We start from the raw sequence: 12740 nt of genomic DNA on the forward strand, positions 1-12740 counted from the left end.
TGCGCCTAATCCGTGGGTTTCTCCGCAAGTTCGAGGCGACGGATGTGCGTCTCGCGCAATTCGGAACCCTCGCGCAGCACCCCGCCCTCTTCGAAAAGGTCCCAGCTGCCGTTGCCGATATAATAGAGCGCGCCTTCGTGAATGTCGCCGCCGAGCGGTTCGGTCCATTCCGGATTGGCGCGCTCCAGGGTGCGCACGCCGATGATGCGATTCCCGTCTTCGGAGAGCCGCAGGGCAACGATCCGCATCGGGTTCACGCCGTTCTGCACGGCGATGAGTTCACCCTCGTGAAGCCAGAGGCCGTCGATGCCGTCGAGCAGGACAGGAATGTCCGCCGCAAGCCGCGAGACTTCGCCTGACTCGAGATCGATCATGGCGAGGCCGTAGCGATAGTCGCTGATGTAGAGGCGCGAGCCATCGCCGCTTGGCGCTATCCCTTGCGGTGAGCGCAGCACGCCCGGCGGGACAAGCTGCAAGAAGCGCAAACCCTCGATCGGGCTGGAATAGACACCGCCGCCCAATGGATCGCTGGCATAGAGCGTCGCATCGTCACCAACGGCAATGTCGGAGAATTGCACGCCCTCCGGCGCGCGGTGCAGGGAATACTGGTTGCCTGACTGACGTGCAAAGATACCGGACGCGAATGCCTCTCCCTCGCCCAACATGCCAAGATTTCCGGATGCGACAACTACGACCCTTTGACCCAGGCGCACACCGCTCAGATTGCCAGCCAGTGGCAAGGACTGCTCTTCCCACTCGCCCCCGCTGTTGGACCAAAGCTCACGCGAGACGACAGTTGTGACAAGGAATGATCCATCCGCTTTTACCGCCAGACTTTCCGGCAACCGTGCCTCCGCCGGAATGGTCGCCACAACCTCGCTGGTGGCAAGCGACGCGGCGATCTGCGCATTGGCCGCAAGCCATGCGGGAGCCTCTCCCTCGATCTGCCCCCGCAGGTATTCGCGCGCTGCCGGTGAAAAAGCATAGCCGTGGGCAGCCAGACTCTCCGCAACTTGCAGTGCTCGCGGCAGGTCTTCTGCCGCAAGTAGGGCGTTTAGCAGCCGCAACCGCACCGAAGAGGAATTGGGAAAGGCCTCGACCAGGGCCTCCAGCCCTGCGACGTCGGTGATCTGGCCGGAAGTGGCGTCAACCGGGTACCAAGCGTCTGGCACCTCGCCCGACGCTGTGACGGCGGGCGGTTCCGGATAGGAAGCACAGGCGGCAAGCAACACGGTCGCCATTGGCAAGGCGCTGAAGCGCATCATGTCCACGAACCTGTCCCCTCCCCTCACCAGGTCAATCACTCTACTTGCGGGCCATCAGCTTCAACAGCTTCTTTGCCCGCTCGCCAAAAGGCGGCTTCAAACCGGCCAGTCCGGCCACGTCCAGCTTGGGCTGCGTATACACGGCGCGGGCGTGGCTGAACTCGCGGAAGCCTTCTGGGCCATGGTAGCAGCCGATGCCGCTCGGGCCGATACCGCCGAAAGGCAGGTCTTCGGCAGAGACGTGGAAGATTACGTCGTTCACCGTCACGCCGCCGGAAATGGTCTGCCCAAGCACGCGCTCGCGCTCCTCGGCGTCGTCACCGAAGTAGTAGAGGCCAAGCGGCCGGTCGCTGCGGTTGATGCGGCCGATCGCCTCGTCGACTTCGCCGTAGGTCAGGATCGGCAGGACGGGGCCGAAGATTTCCTCCTGCATTGCCTGCATGTCGTCGGTCGCGTTGCGGATCACCGTCAGCGGCATCTTGCGCTGGTTGCCCGCGGAGAAGTCCTCTCCGGCCGGATTGATCTCGATGACCTCCCCGCCCTTGGCGCGGGCATCCTCGACCATCTGCTGCAGCCGCGCGAACTGCCGGTCGTTGATGACATTGGCATAGTCGGGATTGTCGCGGAGCGTAGGGTACTGGTTCATGACGCCAAGCTCGAGTGACGCGATGACGCCGTCTTCCATGTTTTCGGGCACCAGCAGGTAATCGGGCGCGAGGCAGATCTGGCCCGCGTTCATCAGCTTGCCCGATACGATCCGCGAGCCTGCGCGCTCCAGGTCCGCACTCTTGCCGATGACCACCGGACTCTTGCCGCCCAGCTCCAGCGTGACGGGAACGAGGTTCGCCGCTGCCGCCTGCATCACCTTGCGCCCGGTGGCGGTGGAACCGGTGAAGACCAGGTGGTCGAACGACAGGCTGGCAAAGGCCGTTGCCACGTCCACACCGCCCGTCACTACGGTCACTTCTTCTGGCGCGAAATGCTGGCCGACCAGATCGGCGATCAGCTGGCTGGTGACGGGAGTGAACTCGCTTGGCTTGATCATCGCGCGGTTGCCCGCCGCCAGCACCTGCGCCAGCGGACCGAAAGCGAGGTTTACCGGGAAATTCCACGGGCTGATGATGCCGATCACGCCCTTCGGCTCGTAGCGCACCTCCGCCTTTGCCCCCAGCGCGCCGAGCGGGAACTGTACGCTGCGCCGGTCTGGCTTGGCCCAATGGCCCATCTTGCTGCGGCAATACTTGGCGAACTGGATCGAGACGAGCACGTCGGAAATCATGCTCTGCACCGGCGAGCGGTTGCCGTAATCCTCGTTCATGGCATCGCACAGCGCCTCGGCATTGTCGGCAACCAGCGCGATGAGCCGGTCGAGCCGGTCACGACGCACGGAGAGCGGCTCGGGCCGAGCCTTGACGAAGGCATCCCGTTGCTTTTCCAGCATGAGTTTCAGTTCATTTTCGATTGCCATTCGACTCACCTGTCAGACGTCTTGCGTTGGTGCATGAGGCACCCCTATCTGCATTCCGTGAAGTTTGCATTTGTTGCAATGCAGCATTAGACAGACGCCAATTCGAACAGCCATCCCAAACCCGAAAGGCAAGTCCCCCATGGCCACTTTCAACGAAGCCGATCCGATCGTCGTCCTCTCCTACGCCCGCACCCCGATGGGCAGCATGCAGGGCGCCCTCGCCGACGTTTCCGCGACCGACCTTGGCGCCACCGCAGTGAAGGCCGCGATGGAGCGTTCGGGCGTTGCCGGCGAGGACGTGGACCGCGTCTACATGGGCTGCGTGCTGCCGGCCGGCCTTGGCCAGGCCCCTGCCCGCCAGGTCGCCGTGAAGTCCGGCTTGCCCCTGTCGGCACAGGCAACCACGGTGAACAAGGTCTGCGGCAGCGGAATGCAGACCGTCATCATGGGGGCAGAGGCGCTCGCCACCGGCACCGTCGACGTGATCGTTTCGGGCGGCATGGAGAGCATGACCAACGCGCCCTACCTGCTGAAGAAGCATCGCGGCGGCGCGCGCCTAGGCCATGACCGCGTCTACGACCACATGTTCCTCGACGGCCTCGAAGATGCCTACGAAGAAGGCCGTGCCATGGGCACCTTCGCGCAGGACATGGCCGACAAGTACCAGCTCACCCGCGAGGAGATGGACGACTACTCGATCGCCTCGCTGGAGCGTGCCAACAACGCCATCGCCAGCGGCGCCTTTACCGACGAGGTCGTTCCGGTCACCTTCTCCACCCGCAAGGGCGATGTGACCGTCGATACCGACGAAGCCCCGTCGAAGGGCCGTCCTGACAAGATCCCGCAGCTGCGCCCGGCCTTCGCCAAGGATGGCACCATTACCGCTGCGACCTCGTCCTCGATCTCCGACGGCGCGGCGGCTGTCGTGCTGACCCGCAAGAGCGTGGCCGACGCCAAGGGCCTGACCCCGGTGGCGACCGTGATCGGCCTCACTGCACACGCGCAGGCTCCGGAAGAGTTCACCATCGCCCCGGTCGGCGCGATCCAGAAGCTGCTCGAGCAGACCGGCTGGAGCGTCGACGATGTCGACCTGTGGGAAGTCAACGAGGCCTTCGCCTGCGTCGCAATGTTCGCCATGCGCGACATCGGCATCCCCCACGAGAAGATCAACGTGAACGGCGGCGGCACCGCGCTTGGCCACCCGATCGGCGCCAGCGGCACGCGCATCATCGTCACCCTGCTCAACGCCCTGAAGCAGCAGGGCAAGAAGCGCGGCATCGCCTCGCTTTGCATTGGCGGCGGCGAAGCCACGGCCGTGGCGGTCGAACTCGTCTGAAGTCACTGATTAGGCAAAGGGCGGAACCGCAAGTCCGTCCTTTGCATTACCTTCCTGTGAGTGCACAACATGGTGCGAATGGGAACTGGAAGGGAATTCGACATGAGGACATTCATCGCTATCGGCACCGCGCTTGCGCTGGCTGCCTGTAACGGCACCGCCGAGGACGCCGAGACTACCGAGGTCGCTGCCGAAACCGGCGATACCATGCTCGAAGGCGATGCCCCCGGTTTCGAGGCGGTTGCGCCCGGCACCTACCAGGTGACCCGCAGCGGCGGCGAGGTCGACTACATCGAGATCCACCCGGGCATGACCTTCTCGCGCGTCGACGCCGAAGGCAACGCGACGGGCGGCGTCATCTTCATGAAGGGTGGCAAGACCTGCTTCCTGGTGGAAGGTGACGAGGATGAAGCCTGCTTCGAAGATGGCCCGACACAGCCCGATGGCAGCATGGAAACCACGTCCGAGGCCGGTGATGTCTCTACGGTCGTGCCGGTCGAAGGCAGCCTTGAAGATCACGTGGGCGACACATAGTCGCCCACCCAACCAGCCGGTTCAGGGGGACGAAAGTTGCTGCCCTCCAGGCTGGCCGGGTTCACTCCAATCCTAGCAACAGGGAAGTTATGATGAAGAAGATTATTGCAGTCGCCGGTGCTTTCGCTCTCGCAGCCTGTGGCGGTTCTGCCGATGACCCGGTGGAAGACGAAAGCCTGGACGATGCAGTCGATGCCGTGATCCCCGACACGAGCGCCGGCACCTACACCTCCACCAATCCGGAAGGCGTCGAAGTATCGGTCGCGCTGAACGCGGACGGCACCTATACCGTCAGCGAGGGTGGCGAGATGGTGGAATCCGGCACCTGGGAAGACAATATTCGCGGTACCTGCCTGACTGCAGAAGGCGGTGACGGCGAAGATTGCTGGAACATCCAGCCTGGTGCCGAAGAAGGCATGATGGACGTTACCGGTGCCGATGGAGAAACGATGAGCTACAGCTTCGAAGGCTAACTCATTCAATTCTATCAATGAAAGGGCGGTCAACTTTGGCCGCCCTTTCTTTTTGCAAACTATACGAGGATAAATTACCTTTCTCCGCCTCAACAGGGGGAGAGATTAAATGCGTAAACTGGTAATCGTGACCGGCGTCCTGGCGCTCGCGGCCTGCGGCGGCGAAGCCGAGGTGTCCGAGGAAGAAGCGGTCGAGGAAGAGGTTGCCGAGGTTGATCCGGCAGTCGGCGCCTATACCTGGACCGATGACGAGGGCAACGAAGTCACCGGCTACATCAATGCCGATGGCACCGCCTATACCGAAGTCAACGGCGAAGCGAATCCAACAATCGCCTGGGCGCGCAATGAAGAGGGCGAGGTCTGTCTTTCCGGCACCGACGACGAAGGCGAGGAATGGGAAGATTGCATGACCTTCGGGGAACTCGGCGAAGACGGCACGATGGAAATCACAGGCTCTGACGGGGAAGTCGATACCGTGACCAAAGTCAGCTAAGCCATTGCTATATCAACGCTTGAAGGGCGGTCCTTGCGGGCCGCCCTTTTTGTATTTGCTTCATCCGCCATTCTTCGTAGTGTCGGCAGTCTCAATAGGGGGAAATACTATGCGTAAACTGGTAATCATTACCGGCGTCCTGGCACTTGCAGCCTGCGGCGGCGAGGCCGAGGTGGCCGAGGAAGAAGCGGTCGTCGAAGAAGCAGTCGAAGTGGCGGCCGTGGTCGGCACCTACAACGGCACGACTGATGAAGGCGAGGAATGGAGCGCGACCATCAACGAGGACGGGACGACTTCCGTCACGGTGGATGGCGAAGTCGTAGAAACCGGCACCTGGCGCTCGGCCGACGATGGCACGACCTGCTTCATCACCGATACCGCCGAAGGTGAAGAGCCTGACGAGGAAGACTGCTACACCTTCGGTGAAGTGGGCGAAGACGGCAGCGTCACCGTCACCGGGGCCGACGGTGAATCAGACACGGTGACCAAGGTCAGCTGACCGTCACCTACTCCAGTCGGAAAGGGCGTCCCGCGCGGACGCCCTTTTCTTTTGCGCCTTAGGGTTCGCCTGCACCCCATAGCCGCCGCTGTTCGACCCATCCCGCATGACCGTCGACGTCGAGTTCGCACCAGCCATCCTGGCAGTCACCCAGCAGGCCGAGCACGCCCGGTTCGAGGTTCCACTTGAGGGCACTTCCATCACCCGGCTCGGCCCGCATCGGGGCAAGTCCGTCTCCGGTCACGATTGCCGTGCGTTCCCGGCTCAGCAGGCTGGCGGAAATCCAGCCCGTCGTCCCGTCGGGCTCCTGCACATAACGCCAGCCCTGCATCAGCCGGATCACCTTCACCGGCAATCCCTCGCGGGTATAGACCCACTCGATGGGAAACTGCTCCCCAGCCCCTACCCGCATGTTAGCCACCTCCGTGTCGATGCTGGCCCAGTAGGGCAACTCCACGTCCTGAGCGACGGCGGGTGTTGCGGCGAAAATGGAGGCGATGACAGCGAGTCGCAGGCACTTGGACATGCGCCCTGATTAGCCGCTTGTGTGCAAACGCGGCAATAATCGCGGTGCATCTTGCCCAATTGGAACAATCTGTCCTAACAGGGCGCCCGGACGTAATCTCGCCATCAGTGCGGGAGTGAGGGGAACACGAATGCTTCGCAAACTGGCCGCCGCCACGGCACTCTTGTCGCTGCCGCAAACCGCCCTTGCCCAGGAGGTTGTCGAGACCGCCGGGGAATTCACCAATATCGCGCAGAACGACAGCGGCGATACCGCCTGGATCCTCGTCGCCACCGCCTTGGTGCTGCTAATGACGCTGCCGGGACTGGGCCTGTTTTACGGCGGACTGGTGCGCGCGAAGAACTTCCTTTCGGTGATGCTGCAGGTGGCGGCGGTTGCCGGTGTCGCGTCGATCCTGTGGGTCGTGGTCGGCTACACTCTGGCTTTCGGCGATACGACCGGCGGCTGGCTGGGTGATGGCCGGGCATGGATGCTGATCGACCTCATGGCCGTGCGCGACGGGCTGACAATCCCCGAAAGCACCTTTGCCATGTTCCAGCTCACCTTCGCCGCTATCACGCCGGCGCTGATGGTTGGTGCCTGGGTGGACCGGGCGCGGTTCGGCTGGGTGCTCGCCTTCACCGCAATCTGGGGCCTCATCGTCTACGCGCCGGTCGCACACTGGATCTGGGGCGGCGGCTGGCTTGGCGAGATGGGCGTGCTCGATTTCGCCGGCGGCTTGGTGGTGCATACCACGGCCGGCGCATCAGCCCTCGTCATCGCCCTGCTGCTAGGCAAGCGCCAGGGCTTCCCGTCCAGCGCCCTGCTGCCGCACGCACCGGGCCTCACCATGCTGGGCGCCATGCTGCTGTGGGTCGGCTGGTTCGGCTTCAACGGCGGCAGCGCGCTGACCGCCACGGACGATGCCTCGATGGCCATCATCAACACTCACACCGCTGCCGCCACGGCCGCCCTGCTCTGGGTGCTGATCGAGAAGATCAAGTTCGGCAAACCGACCAACGTCGGCTTCGCCACGGGCGCGATTGCCGGCCTCGCAACGGTCACCCCGGCGGCAGGGTTCATCTCGCCGGGTGCCGCCATCCTGTTCGGCATCCTTGCCGCGGTGGTCTGCTACGCCGCCATCGTCGCGGTGAAGAACAAGCTGGCCATCGACGATTCGCTCGACGTCTTCGCCGTCCACGGTGTCGGCGGCATGCTGGGCACGCTGCTGCTTGGCGTGTTCATGTCCGTCGACCTCGGCGGCACGGGCTATGACGAAGGCGTGACCATGTTCGGAATGGTCGGCGTGCAGGCCCTGGGTATCGTCGTCGTCGCCATCTTCTCCGCCATCGCAACCGCGCTGATCGCCATCGGCGTCTCGCTGTTCATTCCGATGCGGGTCAAGGAAGACGAGGAAGTCGAAGGCCTCGACAAGACCAGCCACGGCGAGCGTAGCTGGCACCTGCACGAATAGGTCAGGCCGGCGCCGCCTCCATCTCCGCCATCTTGGCGAGGATCTGCTCGATGCAGCGGCGCGAGGTGCAGAGCGTGAAGTGCGGCGCGTCGATCTGCAGGGTGACATCACTCTCGCCCTGTTCACCGCGTGAACATTCGGGCGCGACAATCCCATCGGTGGCGGACCATACCGCCAGCGTCGGGATCGGCGGCTTGTCCGACAGCGGCTCTGAAAACGGCGGGTTGTCGACCGTGTGGTCGTTGATGGCCTCGTAGAGCTTCCACGCGCGGTTGGCGTGGCGATCGCCCGAAAACGGGCTGGCCACGGTCACCACCATGTCGACATGTTCGGGCAGCCGGTGCGCCAGCACGCGCGCATACAGCCCGCCAAGGCTCCACCCGATCAGCACCACCTTCTGGTGGGTCTGCTGGTGGAGTTGCGCGATGCGCGTCTCCAGCACGTGCAGCTTGGCCGGATCGGCCCCGAGGTTGATGCCCTGCCGCCACCCCTCGGGCTGGAAGCCGCGCGCGCGCAAGGTCCGCCGCAGCAAGGAGGTGGAAATGTCGCCCGTGGTCAGGCCGGGGATGACCACCGCAGCGCGCCCATGTCCGATATCGACACCGCGCTTGGGCAGCCGGAGCGGGTTCAGCAGCACGCGCGGAACCGCCAGCCCTTCCCGCAGGGTGTTTCGCAATGGCGGCGGCTTGGCAGTCATATCCGGACCTCCTGCGCGACTAGGTACAAACCCCTGGTCGCACGGCAGAACAATCTTCGCTTGCTGCTAGATAGGGTCTCTCTCCGAAGGGACCAAGCTGGCGTTGCCATTTGCCGGCGAGATTACGGAGACCGGACATGCAGCCCATGGGTGACCGCAGCGCGATTGCGGAAGGCAAGAGGACCGACGGACCGCCACGCAGGCACGTTCCGCGTGAGAATCGGGAGCGCACCGAAGTCAGCGGACTGATGCAATGCGAATACGCGACGCCGCAGGAAGTGGTGGTGCGCGATATCTCGCAATTCGGCGTCGGGGCGACCACGCATGGCCAGCTTCCCGACATCGGCGAGCATGTCTGCATCACCCTTGCCACGGGTGACGAACTGCGCGGCCAGGTCCGCTGGACCGATGGCCAGGCTTTCGGCCTGCACCTGGAATCCGCGTTCGACCTCGGGCGCCTGCAGCATATCAATCGCCTGCGCAGCCGCCTGCTGGCCGATCCAGCGGAGACCGCGCAGCGCGATGACAATCGGGGTTAGTCGCCGGTCAGGATCCGGTCGACCAGCTGCTTTACCGTGGGGGTGAAGTTGTTCGAGTAGAACGGGTCTTCCTTGAAGCGGTATGCCGCGTGCCCGGCGAAGGCGAGGTTCTGGTCCACGTCGCCGCCATGGGCAATGTCCTGCAGCGTCTTCTGGATGCAGAAGCTGCGCGGGTCGGCCAGGCGCCCGGTGGTGTAGTCGTCATGGTCCTTCCACGACGAGAAACCGCAATGCGACAGGCAGCCCATGCAGTCGGCCTGGTCCTTGCGGATTTCGGCACGTTCTTCGGCACCCACGAACACCACAGTATCGTCCGGCGTCTTCAGCGCGTCGGTATAGCCTGCCGCCACCCATTCACGGGCACGATCACGGTCCTTCGGGGTGACCCAGAAATTCTTTCCCTTCACGCCCACGTCCAGCTGCACGGTGTGCTCGCCGGCCTCGACCTTGGAATAGGGAATCTGGCGTTCGCTGCGGGCTTCCAGGTTGCGCAGGAACGGGTTGCGTACCGCGCTGGAATAGAAGCCCGTAGGGCTGAAGCGGTGCAACAGCACGTCGCCCGGCTCCAGGGTGCGCAGCATGTCCTTCCAACCCTGCGGGATCGGGCTTTCCTCGGTCAGCAGCGGACGGGTGCCGAACTGGAAGGCGATCTGCCCCAACTCGGGATTGTCGATCCAGTTTTCCCACTCGCGCAGGTACCAGACGCCGCCGGCCATCACGATCGGCACGTTCTCGGAAACGCCTTCCTTGCGCATCGTCTCGCGCAGGGCGGCAACGCGGGGATAGGGATCTTCCGGCTTGGTCGGATCTTCGGCGTTGGACAGGCCGTTGTGCCCGCCGGCCAGCCACGGATCTTCATAGACCACCGCGGCCATCAGTTCGGACACCTTGTGATAGCTGCGCTTCCACAGTGCGCGGAAGGCACGGGCGGAACTGATGATCGGCAGGTAGTTGACCTCGAACCGCGCGGCGATCTCGGCCAGCTTGTAGGGCATGCCGGCACCGCAGGTCACGCCCGTCACCAGGCCCTTGCAGTTCTCCAGCACGCCTTCCAGGACCTGCTGCGCGCCGCCCATTTCCCACAGCACGTTGATATTGATCGCGCCCTTGCCGCTGGCGATGTCGTAGGCTCGCTTCACCTGCTCGGTCGCGCCGTCGATGGCATAGCGGATCAGTTGCTCGTGCCGCTCCTTGCGGGTCAGCTGATCGTACACCTGCGGAATGATCTTGCCCTCGGCATCGTAGCTGTCGGCATTCACCGCGCTGACCGTGCCGATGCCGCCGGCCGCCGCCCAGGCGCCGCTGCTGGCGTGGTTGGTCGCGGACACACCCTTGCCGCCCTCGATCAGCGGCCAGACTTCGCGGCCGCCGTAGTTGATGGGTTTAAGACCCTTGAAACTCATTACTATCCCCAGAAGAGCTCTCCTCATCGATCGTGAGGGAGAACTCGGTATCAGTTTCGCCCGGTTGGACGCATGGTTCGATGTCGCGGGGTTCCGGACGTTCTCCGGCAACCTCGAAACGAGCGATATAGCCAGCGATCTCAGGCTTGCGCTCGAGTTCGATGAGGCGATAGCCGACCCGCTGGAATTCGCAAGAAAGAAGCAGCGGGTCGATGCCGTGCTCCGACGATGGGCGGTCGACGTCGACGACGATCACCTGGCCGCCTTCACGCAGCGCCGGGCGCATGCGCCAGAGCAGCGCGTAGGGCTCGGTCACCTCGTGGTACATGTGTACCATGAAGATGCGATCGAAGCTGTTCTCCGGCAGCTTCGGATCGTCCGGATCGCCGAGCGCGATGGAAACGTTGTCGAGGCGCTCGCGTTCCACCCGGTTACCCAGGCGCCGTAGCGCGTCCTCGTCGATATCCTGCGCCAGCACGCGCCCATCTGCGCCAACGCGCGCCGCCAGGCGTACCGTGTAATAGCCATCGCCCGCACCGATATCGGCGACGGTCATGCCGCGGATGATATTGGCCCAGTCCATGACGGTGGCTGCCTCGCGGCGGTCGTCGCGCACCTGCTCCGTAGAGAAGGCATTGCTGCCCAGGTCGGACACCGGGCGATAGGGACGGGGGAAGTCGCGCGCGGTCAGCGGACGGTCTTCCTCCGCCACGTCGCAGGCGGCCAGCGCCAGGCATGCGCCCAGTGCTCCAAGTGCAGCAGTAATGACCCTCCGGTTCATCCCAGCGGCTCTAGCTTGTGCATTCTGGCTTGGCAAAGCTCCATTGCGGCGTCGTCCACCGCCTCCCTTGCAAGCATTGGCAGCGTGGACAGCCCCACGCCGGGGGCTACTCCACGTCCTCCACATCGACCTTTTCGCCGGTCACGCGCTGGGCCAGCGCGGCGGCGATGAAATCGTCGATGTCGCCGTCCAGCACGTCTCCCGGAGCGGTGGAGGTAACGCCGGTGCGCAGGTCCTTCACCATCTGGTACGGCTGGAGGACGTAGCTCCGGATCTGGTGGCCCCAGCCAATCTCGGTCTTTTCGGCATATTCACCGGCAGCCTCGGCCTCGCGCTTGGCCAGTTCGGCCTCGTAGAGGCGCGCCTTCAGCATGTTCATCGCGGTGGCGCGGTTCTTGTGCTGGCTGCGATCGTTCTGGCTGGCGACCACGATGCCGGTCGGCTTGTGGGTAATACGCACGGCGGAATCGGTCGTGTTGACGTGCTGGCCACCCGCGCCTGAAGCGCGGTAGGTGTCGATCTTCAGGTCGCCTTCGTTGATCTCGATGTCGATGTCGTCGTCGATCACCGGGTAGACCCACACGCTGGAAAAGCTTGTGTGGCGACGGGCGGAGCTGTCGTAGGGGCTGATGCGGACGAGGCGGTGCACGCCGCTCTCGGTCTTGGCATAGCCATAGGCGTTCTCGCCCTTGATCAGCAGCGTGGCGGACTTGATGCCCGCCTGTTCGCCGGCGGCATATTCGACCGTTTCCACCTTGAACCCGCGCCGTTCGGCCCAGCGCGCATACATGCGCATCAGCATCTCGGCCCAGTCCTGGCTCTCGGTACCGCCGGCGCCGGCATTGATCTGCAGGTAGGTGTCGTAGGCATCCGCCTCGCCCGACAGCAGCGCGTTCACCTTGTCGCGGTCGGCCCGGTCGGCCAGCGCCGACAGGCTGGCGAGGCCTTCGGCGACCACGTCATCGTCACCCTCAGCTTCGCCCATTTCGACGAATTCGGTGGCATCGGCCATCTCCGATGAGATCTCGTTCACCGTTTCCACGGCGTCCTTGAGCGTCTTGTGCTCGCGGCTGATGGCCTGGGCTTGCTTCGGGTCGTTCCACAGATCCGGGTCCTGCACGCGCGCCTCCAGCTCGTCGAGGCGACGCAGCGCGTGTTCCCAGTCCAGCGACTTGCGCACCAGCGCCAGCGCCGCTTCGATCCGGTCGATATGGGCCTGCCCTTCGGCACGCATAACAAGTGTCCTTCCAAAATGAGTTGGCGCGCCTAGCAG

Annotated in this window: 14 protein-coding genes; 7 read left to right on the forward strand and 7 right to left on the reverse strand. The window is 64.0% G+C overall.

Annotation, left to right across the window (positions count from 1 at the left end; all coding sequences use genetic code 11):
• Positions 1 to 5: 5 nt before the first annotated feature.
• Positions 6 to 1262 (reverse strand): hypothetical protein, encoded by a 1257-nt coding sequence (locus tag OZN62_RS02525; RefSeq protein WP_269101174.1) that lies wholly within the window; start codon positions 1260 to 1262, stop codon positions 6 to 8.
• A 43-nt stretch (positions 1263 to 1305) separates the two neighbouring features.
• On the reverse strand, positions 1306 to 2733 hold the full coding sequence (locus tag OZN62_RS02530) for a coniferyl aldehyde dehydrogenase (protein ID WP_269101175.1): 1428 nt from the start codon (positions 2731 to 2733) through the stop codon (positions 1306 to 1308).
• A 139-nt stretch (positions 2734 to 2872) separates the two neighbouring features.
• On the opposite strand from OZN62_RS02530, the gene OZN62_RS02535 reads away from it, so the two are divergent.
• The 5 genes from OZN62_RS02535 (at position 2873) to OZN62_RS02555 (ending at position 6068) form a co-directional block, all read left to right on the forward strand.
• Complete coding sequence (locus OZN62_RS02535) at positions 2873 to 4069, forward strand: thiolase family protein (protein WP_269101176.1); 1197 nt, start codon at positions 2873 to 2875, stop codon at positions 4067 to 4069.
• Positions 4070 to 4171: 102 nt separating this feature from the next.
• Positions 4172 to 4603 carry a hypothetical protein gene (locus OZN62_RS02540; protein WP_269101177.1) on the forward strand — a complete coding sequence of 144 codons (432 nt, stop codon included), beginning with the start codon at positions 4172 to 4174 and terminating at the stop codon, positions 4601 to 4603.
• Between the two features lie 89 nt (positions 4604 to 4692).
• Positions 4693 to 5076, forward strand: coding sequence for a hypothetical protein (locus OZN62_RS02545; RefSeq protein ID WP_269101179.1), 384 nt, complete (start codon positions 4693 to 4695; stop codon positions 5074 to 5076).
• Between the two features lie 109 nt (positions 5077 to 5185).
• On the forward strand, positions 5186 to 5569 hold the full coding sequence (locus tag OZN62_RS02550; RefSeq protein WP_269101181.1) for a hypothetical protein: 384 nt from the start codon (positions 5186 to 5188) through the stop codon (positions 5567 to 5569).
• Positions 5570 to 5678: 109 nt separating this feature from the next.
• Entirely contained in the window at positions 5679 to 6068 is a 390-nt protein-coding gene (locus tag OZN62_RS02555) for a hypothetical protein (protein ID WP_269101183.1), read from the forward strand.
• 58 nt (positions 6069 to 6126) lie between these two features.
• On the opposite strand, the gene OZN62_RS02560 is transcribed toward OZN62_RS02555, so the two are convergent.
• The gene (locus OZN62_RS02560) at positions 6127 to 6594 is read right to left on the reverse strand and encodes an SH3 domain-containing protein (protein WP_269101184.1); all 468 of its coding nucleotides are present in this window, start codon (positions 6592 to 6594) and stop codon (positions 6127 to 6129) included.
• Positions 6595 to 6724: 130 nt separating this feature from the next.
• On the opposite strand from OZN62_RS02560, the gene OZN62_RS02565 reads away from it, so the two are divergent.
• Positions 6725 to 8047: an ammonium transporter gene (locus OZN62_RS02565; RefSeq protein WP_269101185.1), complete on the forward strand. Its 1323-nt coding sequence runs from the start codon at positions 6725 to 6727 to the stop codon at positions 8045 to 8047.
• Between the two features lies 1 nt (position 8048).
• Here the strand turns inward: OZN62_RS02565 and OZN62_RS02570 are convergent, their stop codons facing one another.
• Complete coding sequence (locus OZN62_RS02570) at positions 8049 to 8744, reverse strand: alpha/beta hydrolase (protein WP_269101186.1); 696 nt, start codon at positions 8742 to 8744, stop codon at positions 8049 to 8051.
• A 146-nt stretch (positions 8745 to 8890) separates the two neighbouring features.
• Here OZN62_RS02570 and OZN62_RS02575 point away from each other — a divergent pair, with 146 nt between their 5' ends.
• Positions 8891 to 9283, forward strand: a complete 393-nt coding sequence (locus OZN62_RS02575; RefSeq protein WP_269101187.1) for a hypothetical protein — start codon at positions 8891 to 8893, stop codon at positions 9281 to 9283.
• Here OZN62_RS02575 and OZN62_RS02580 read toward each other — a convergent pair.
• From OZN62_RS02580 to prfB, 3 genes are all read right to left on the reverse strand, one after another.
• Positions 9280 to 10686 (reverse strand): NAD(P)H-dependent flavin oxidoreductase, encoded by a 1407-nt coding sequence (locus OZN62_RS02580; protein ID WP_269101190.1) that lies wholly within the window; start codon positions 10684 to 10686, stop codon positions 9280 to 9282. The genes OZN62_RS02575 and OZN62_RS02580 overlap by 4 nt on opposite strands.
• On the reverse strand, positions 10667 to 11467 hold the full coding sequence (locus OZN62_RS02585) for a class I SAM-dependent methyltransferase (protein WP_269101193.1): 801 nt from the start codon (positions 11465 to 11467) through the stop codon (positions 10667 to 10669). Before OZN62_RS02585 ends, OZN62_RS02580 begins: the two co-directional genes overlap by 20 nt.
• Positions 11468 to 11573: 106 nt before the next feature.
• Positions 11574 to 12701 carry a peptide chain release factor 2 gene (prfB, locus tag OZN62_RS02590; RefSeq protein ID WP_269101194.1) on the reverse strand — a complete coding sequence of 376 codons (1128 nt, stop codon included), beginning with the start codon at positions 12699 to 12701 and terminating at the stop codon, positions 11574 to 11576.
• Positions 12702 to 12740: the final 39 nt, after the last annotated feature.

The sequence above is a fragment of the Aurantiacibacter sp. MUD11 genome (genome assembly GCF_026967575.1).
Lineage (GTDB): Bacteria > Pseudomonadota > Alphaproteobacteria > Sphingomonadales > Sphingomonadaceae > Alteraurantiacibacter.

Bases quoted from the DNA above. Each gene is read 5' to 3' on its own strand.
- OZN62_RS02545 (WP_269101179.1), top strand. From the start codon at position 4,693: ATGATGAAGAAGATTATTGCAGTCGCCGGTGCTTTCGCTCTCGCAGCC.
- OZN62_RS02535 (WP_269101176.1), top strand. From the start codon at position 2,873: ATGGCCACTTTCAACGAAGCCGATCCGATCGTCGTCCTCTCCTACGCC.
- OZN62_RS02550 (WP_269101181.1), top strand. From the start codon at position 5,186: ATGCGTAAACTGGTAATCGTGACCGGCGTCCTGGCGCTCGCGGCCTGC.
- OZN62_RS02575 (WP_269101187.1), top strand. From the start codon at position 8,891: ATGGGTGACCGCAGCGCGATTGCGGAAGGCAAGAGGACCGACGGACCG.
- OZN62_RS02525 (WP_269101174.1), bottom strand. From the start codon at position 1,262: ATGCGCTTCAGCGCCTTGCCAATGGCGACCGTGTTGCTTGCCGCCTGT.
- OZN62_RS02540 (WP_269101177.1), top strand. From the start codon at position 4,172: ATGAGGACATTCATCGCTATCGGCACCGCGCTTGCGCTGGCTGCCTGT.
- OZN62_RS02560 (WP_269101184.1), bottom strand. From the start codon at position 6,594: ATGTCCAAGTGCCTGCGACTCGCTGTCATCGCCTCCATTTTCGCCGCA.
- OZN62_RS02555 (WP_269101183.1), top strand. From the start codon at position 5,679: ATGCGTAAACTGGTAATCATTACCGGCGTCCTGGCACTTGCAGCCTGC.
- prfB (WP_269101194.1), bottom strand. From the start codon at position 12,701: ATGCGTGCCGAAGGGCAGGCCCATATCGACCGGATCGAAGCGGCGCTG.
- OZN62_RS02585 (WP_269101193.1), bottom strand. From the start codon at position 11,467: ATGAACCGGAGGGTCATTACTGCTGCACTTGGAGCACTGGGCGCATGC.
- OZN62_RS02570 (WP_269101186.1), bottom strand. From the start codon at position 8,744: ATGACTGCCAAGCCGCCGCCATTGCGAAACACCCTGCGGGAAGGGCTG.
- OZN62_RS02580 (WP_269101190.1), bottom strand. From the start codon at position 10,686: ATGAGTTTCAAGGGTCTTAAACCCATCAACTACGGCGGCCGCGAAGTC.
- OZN62_RS02530 (WP_269101175.1), bottom strand. From the start codon at position 2,733: ATGGCAATCGAAAATGAACTGAAACTCATGCTGGAAAAGCAACGGGAT.
- OZN62_RS02565 (WP_269101185.1), top strand. From the start codon at position 6,725: ATGCTTCGCAAACTGGCCGCCGCCACGGCACTCTTGTCGCTGCCGCAA.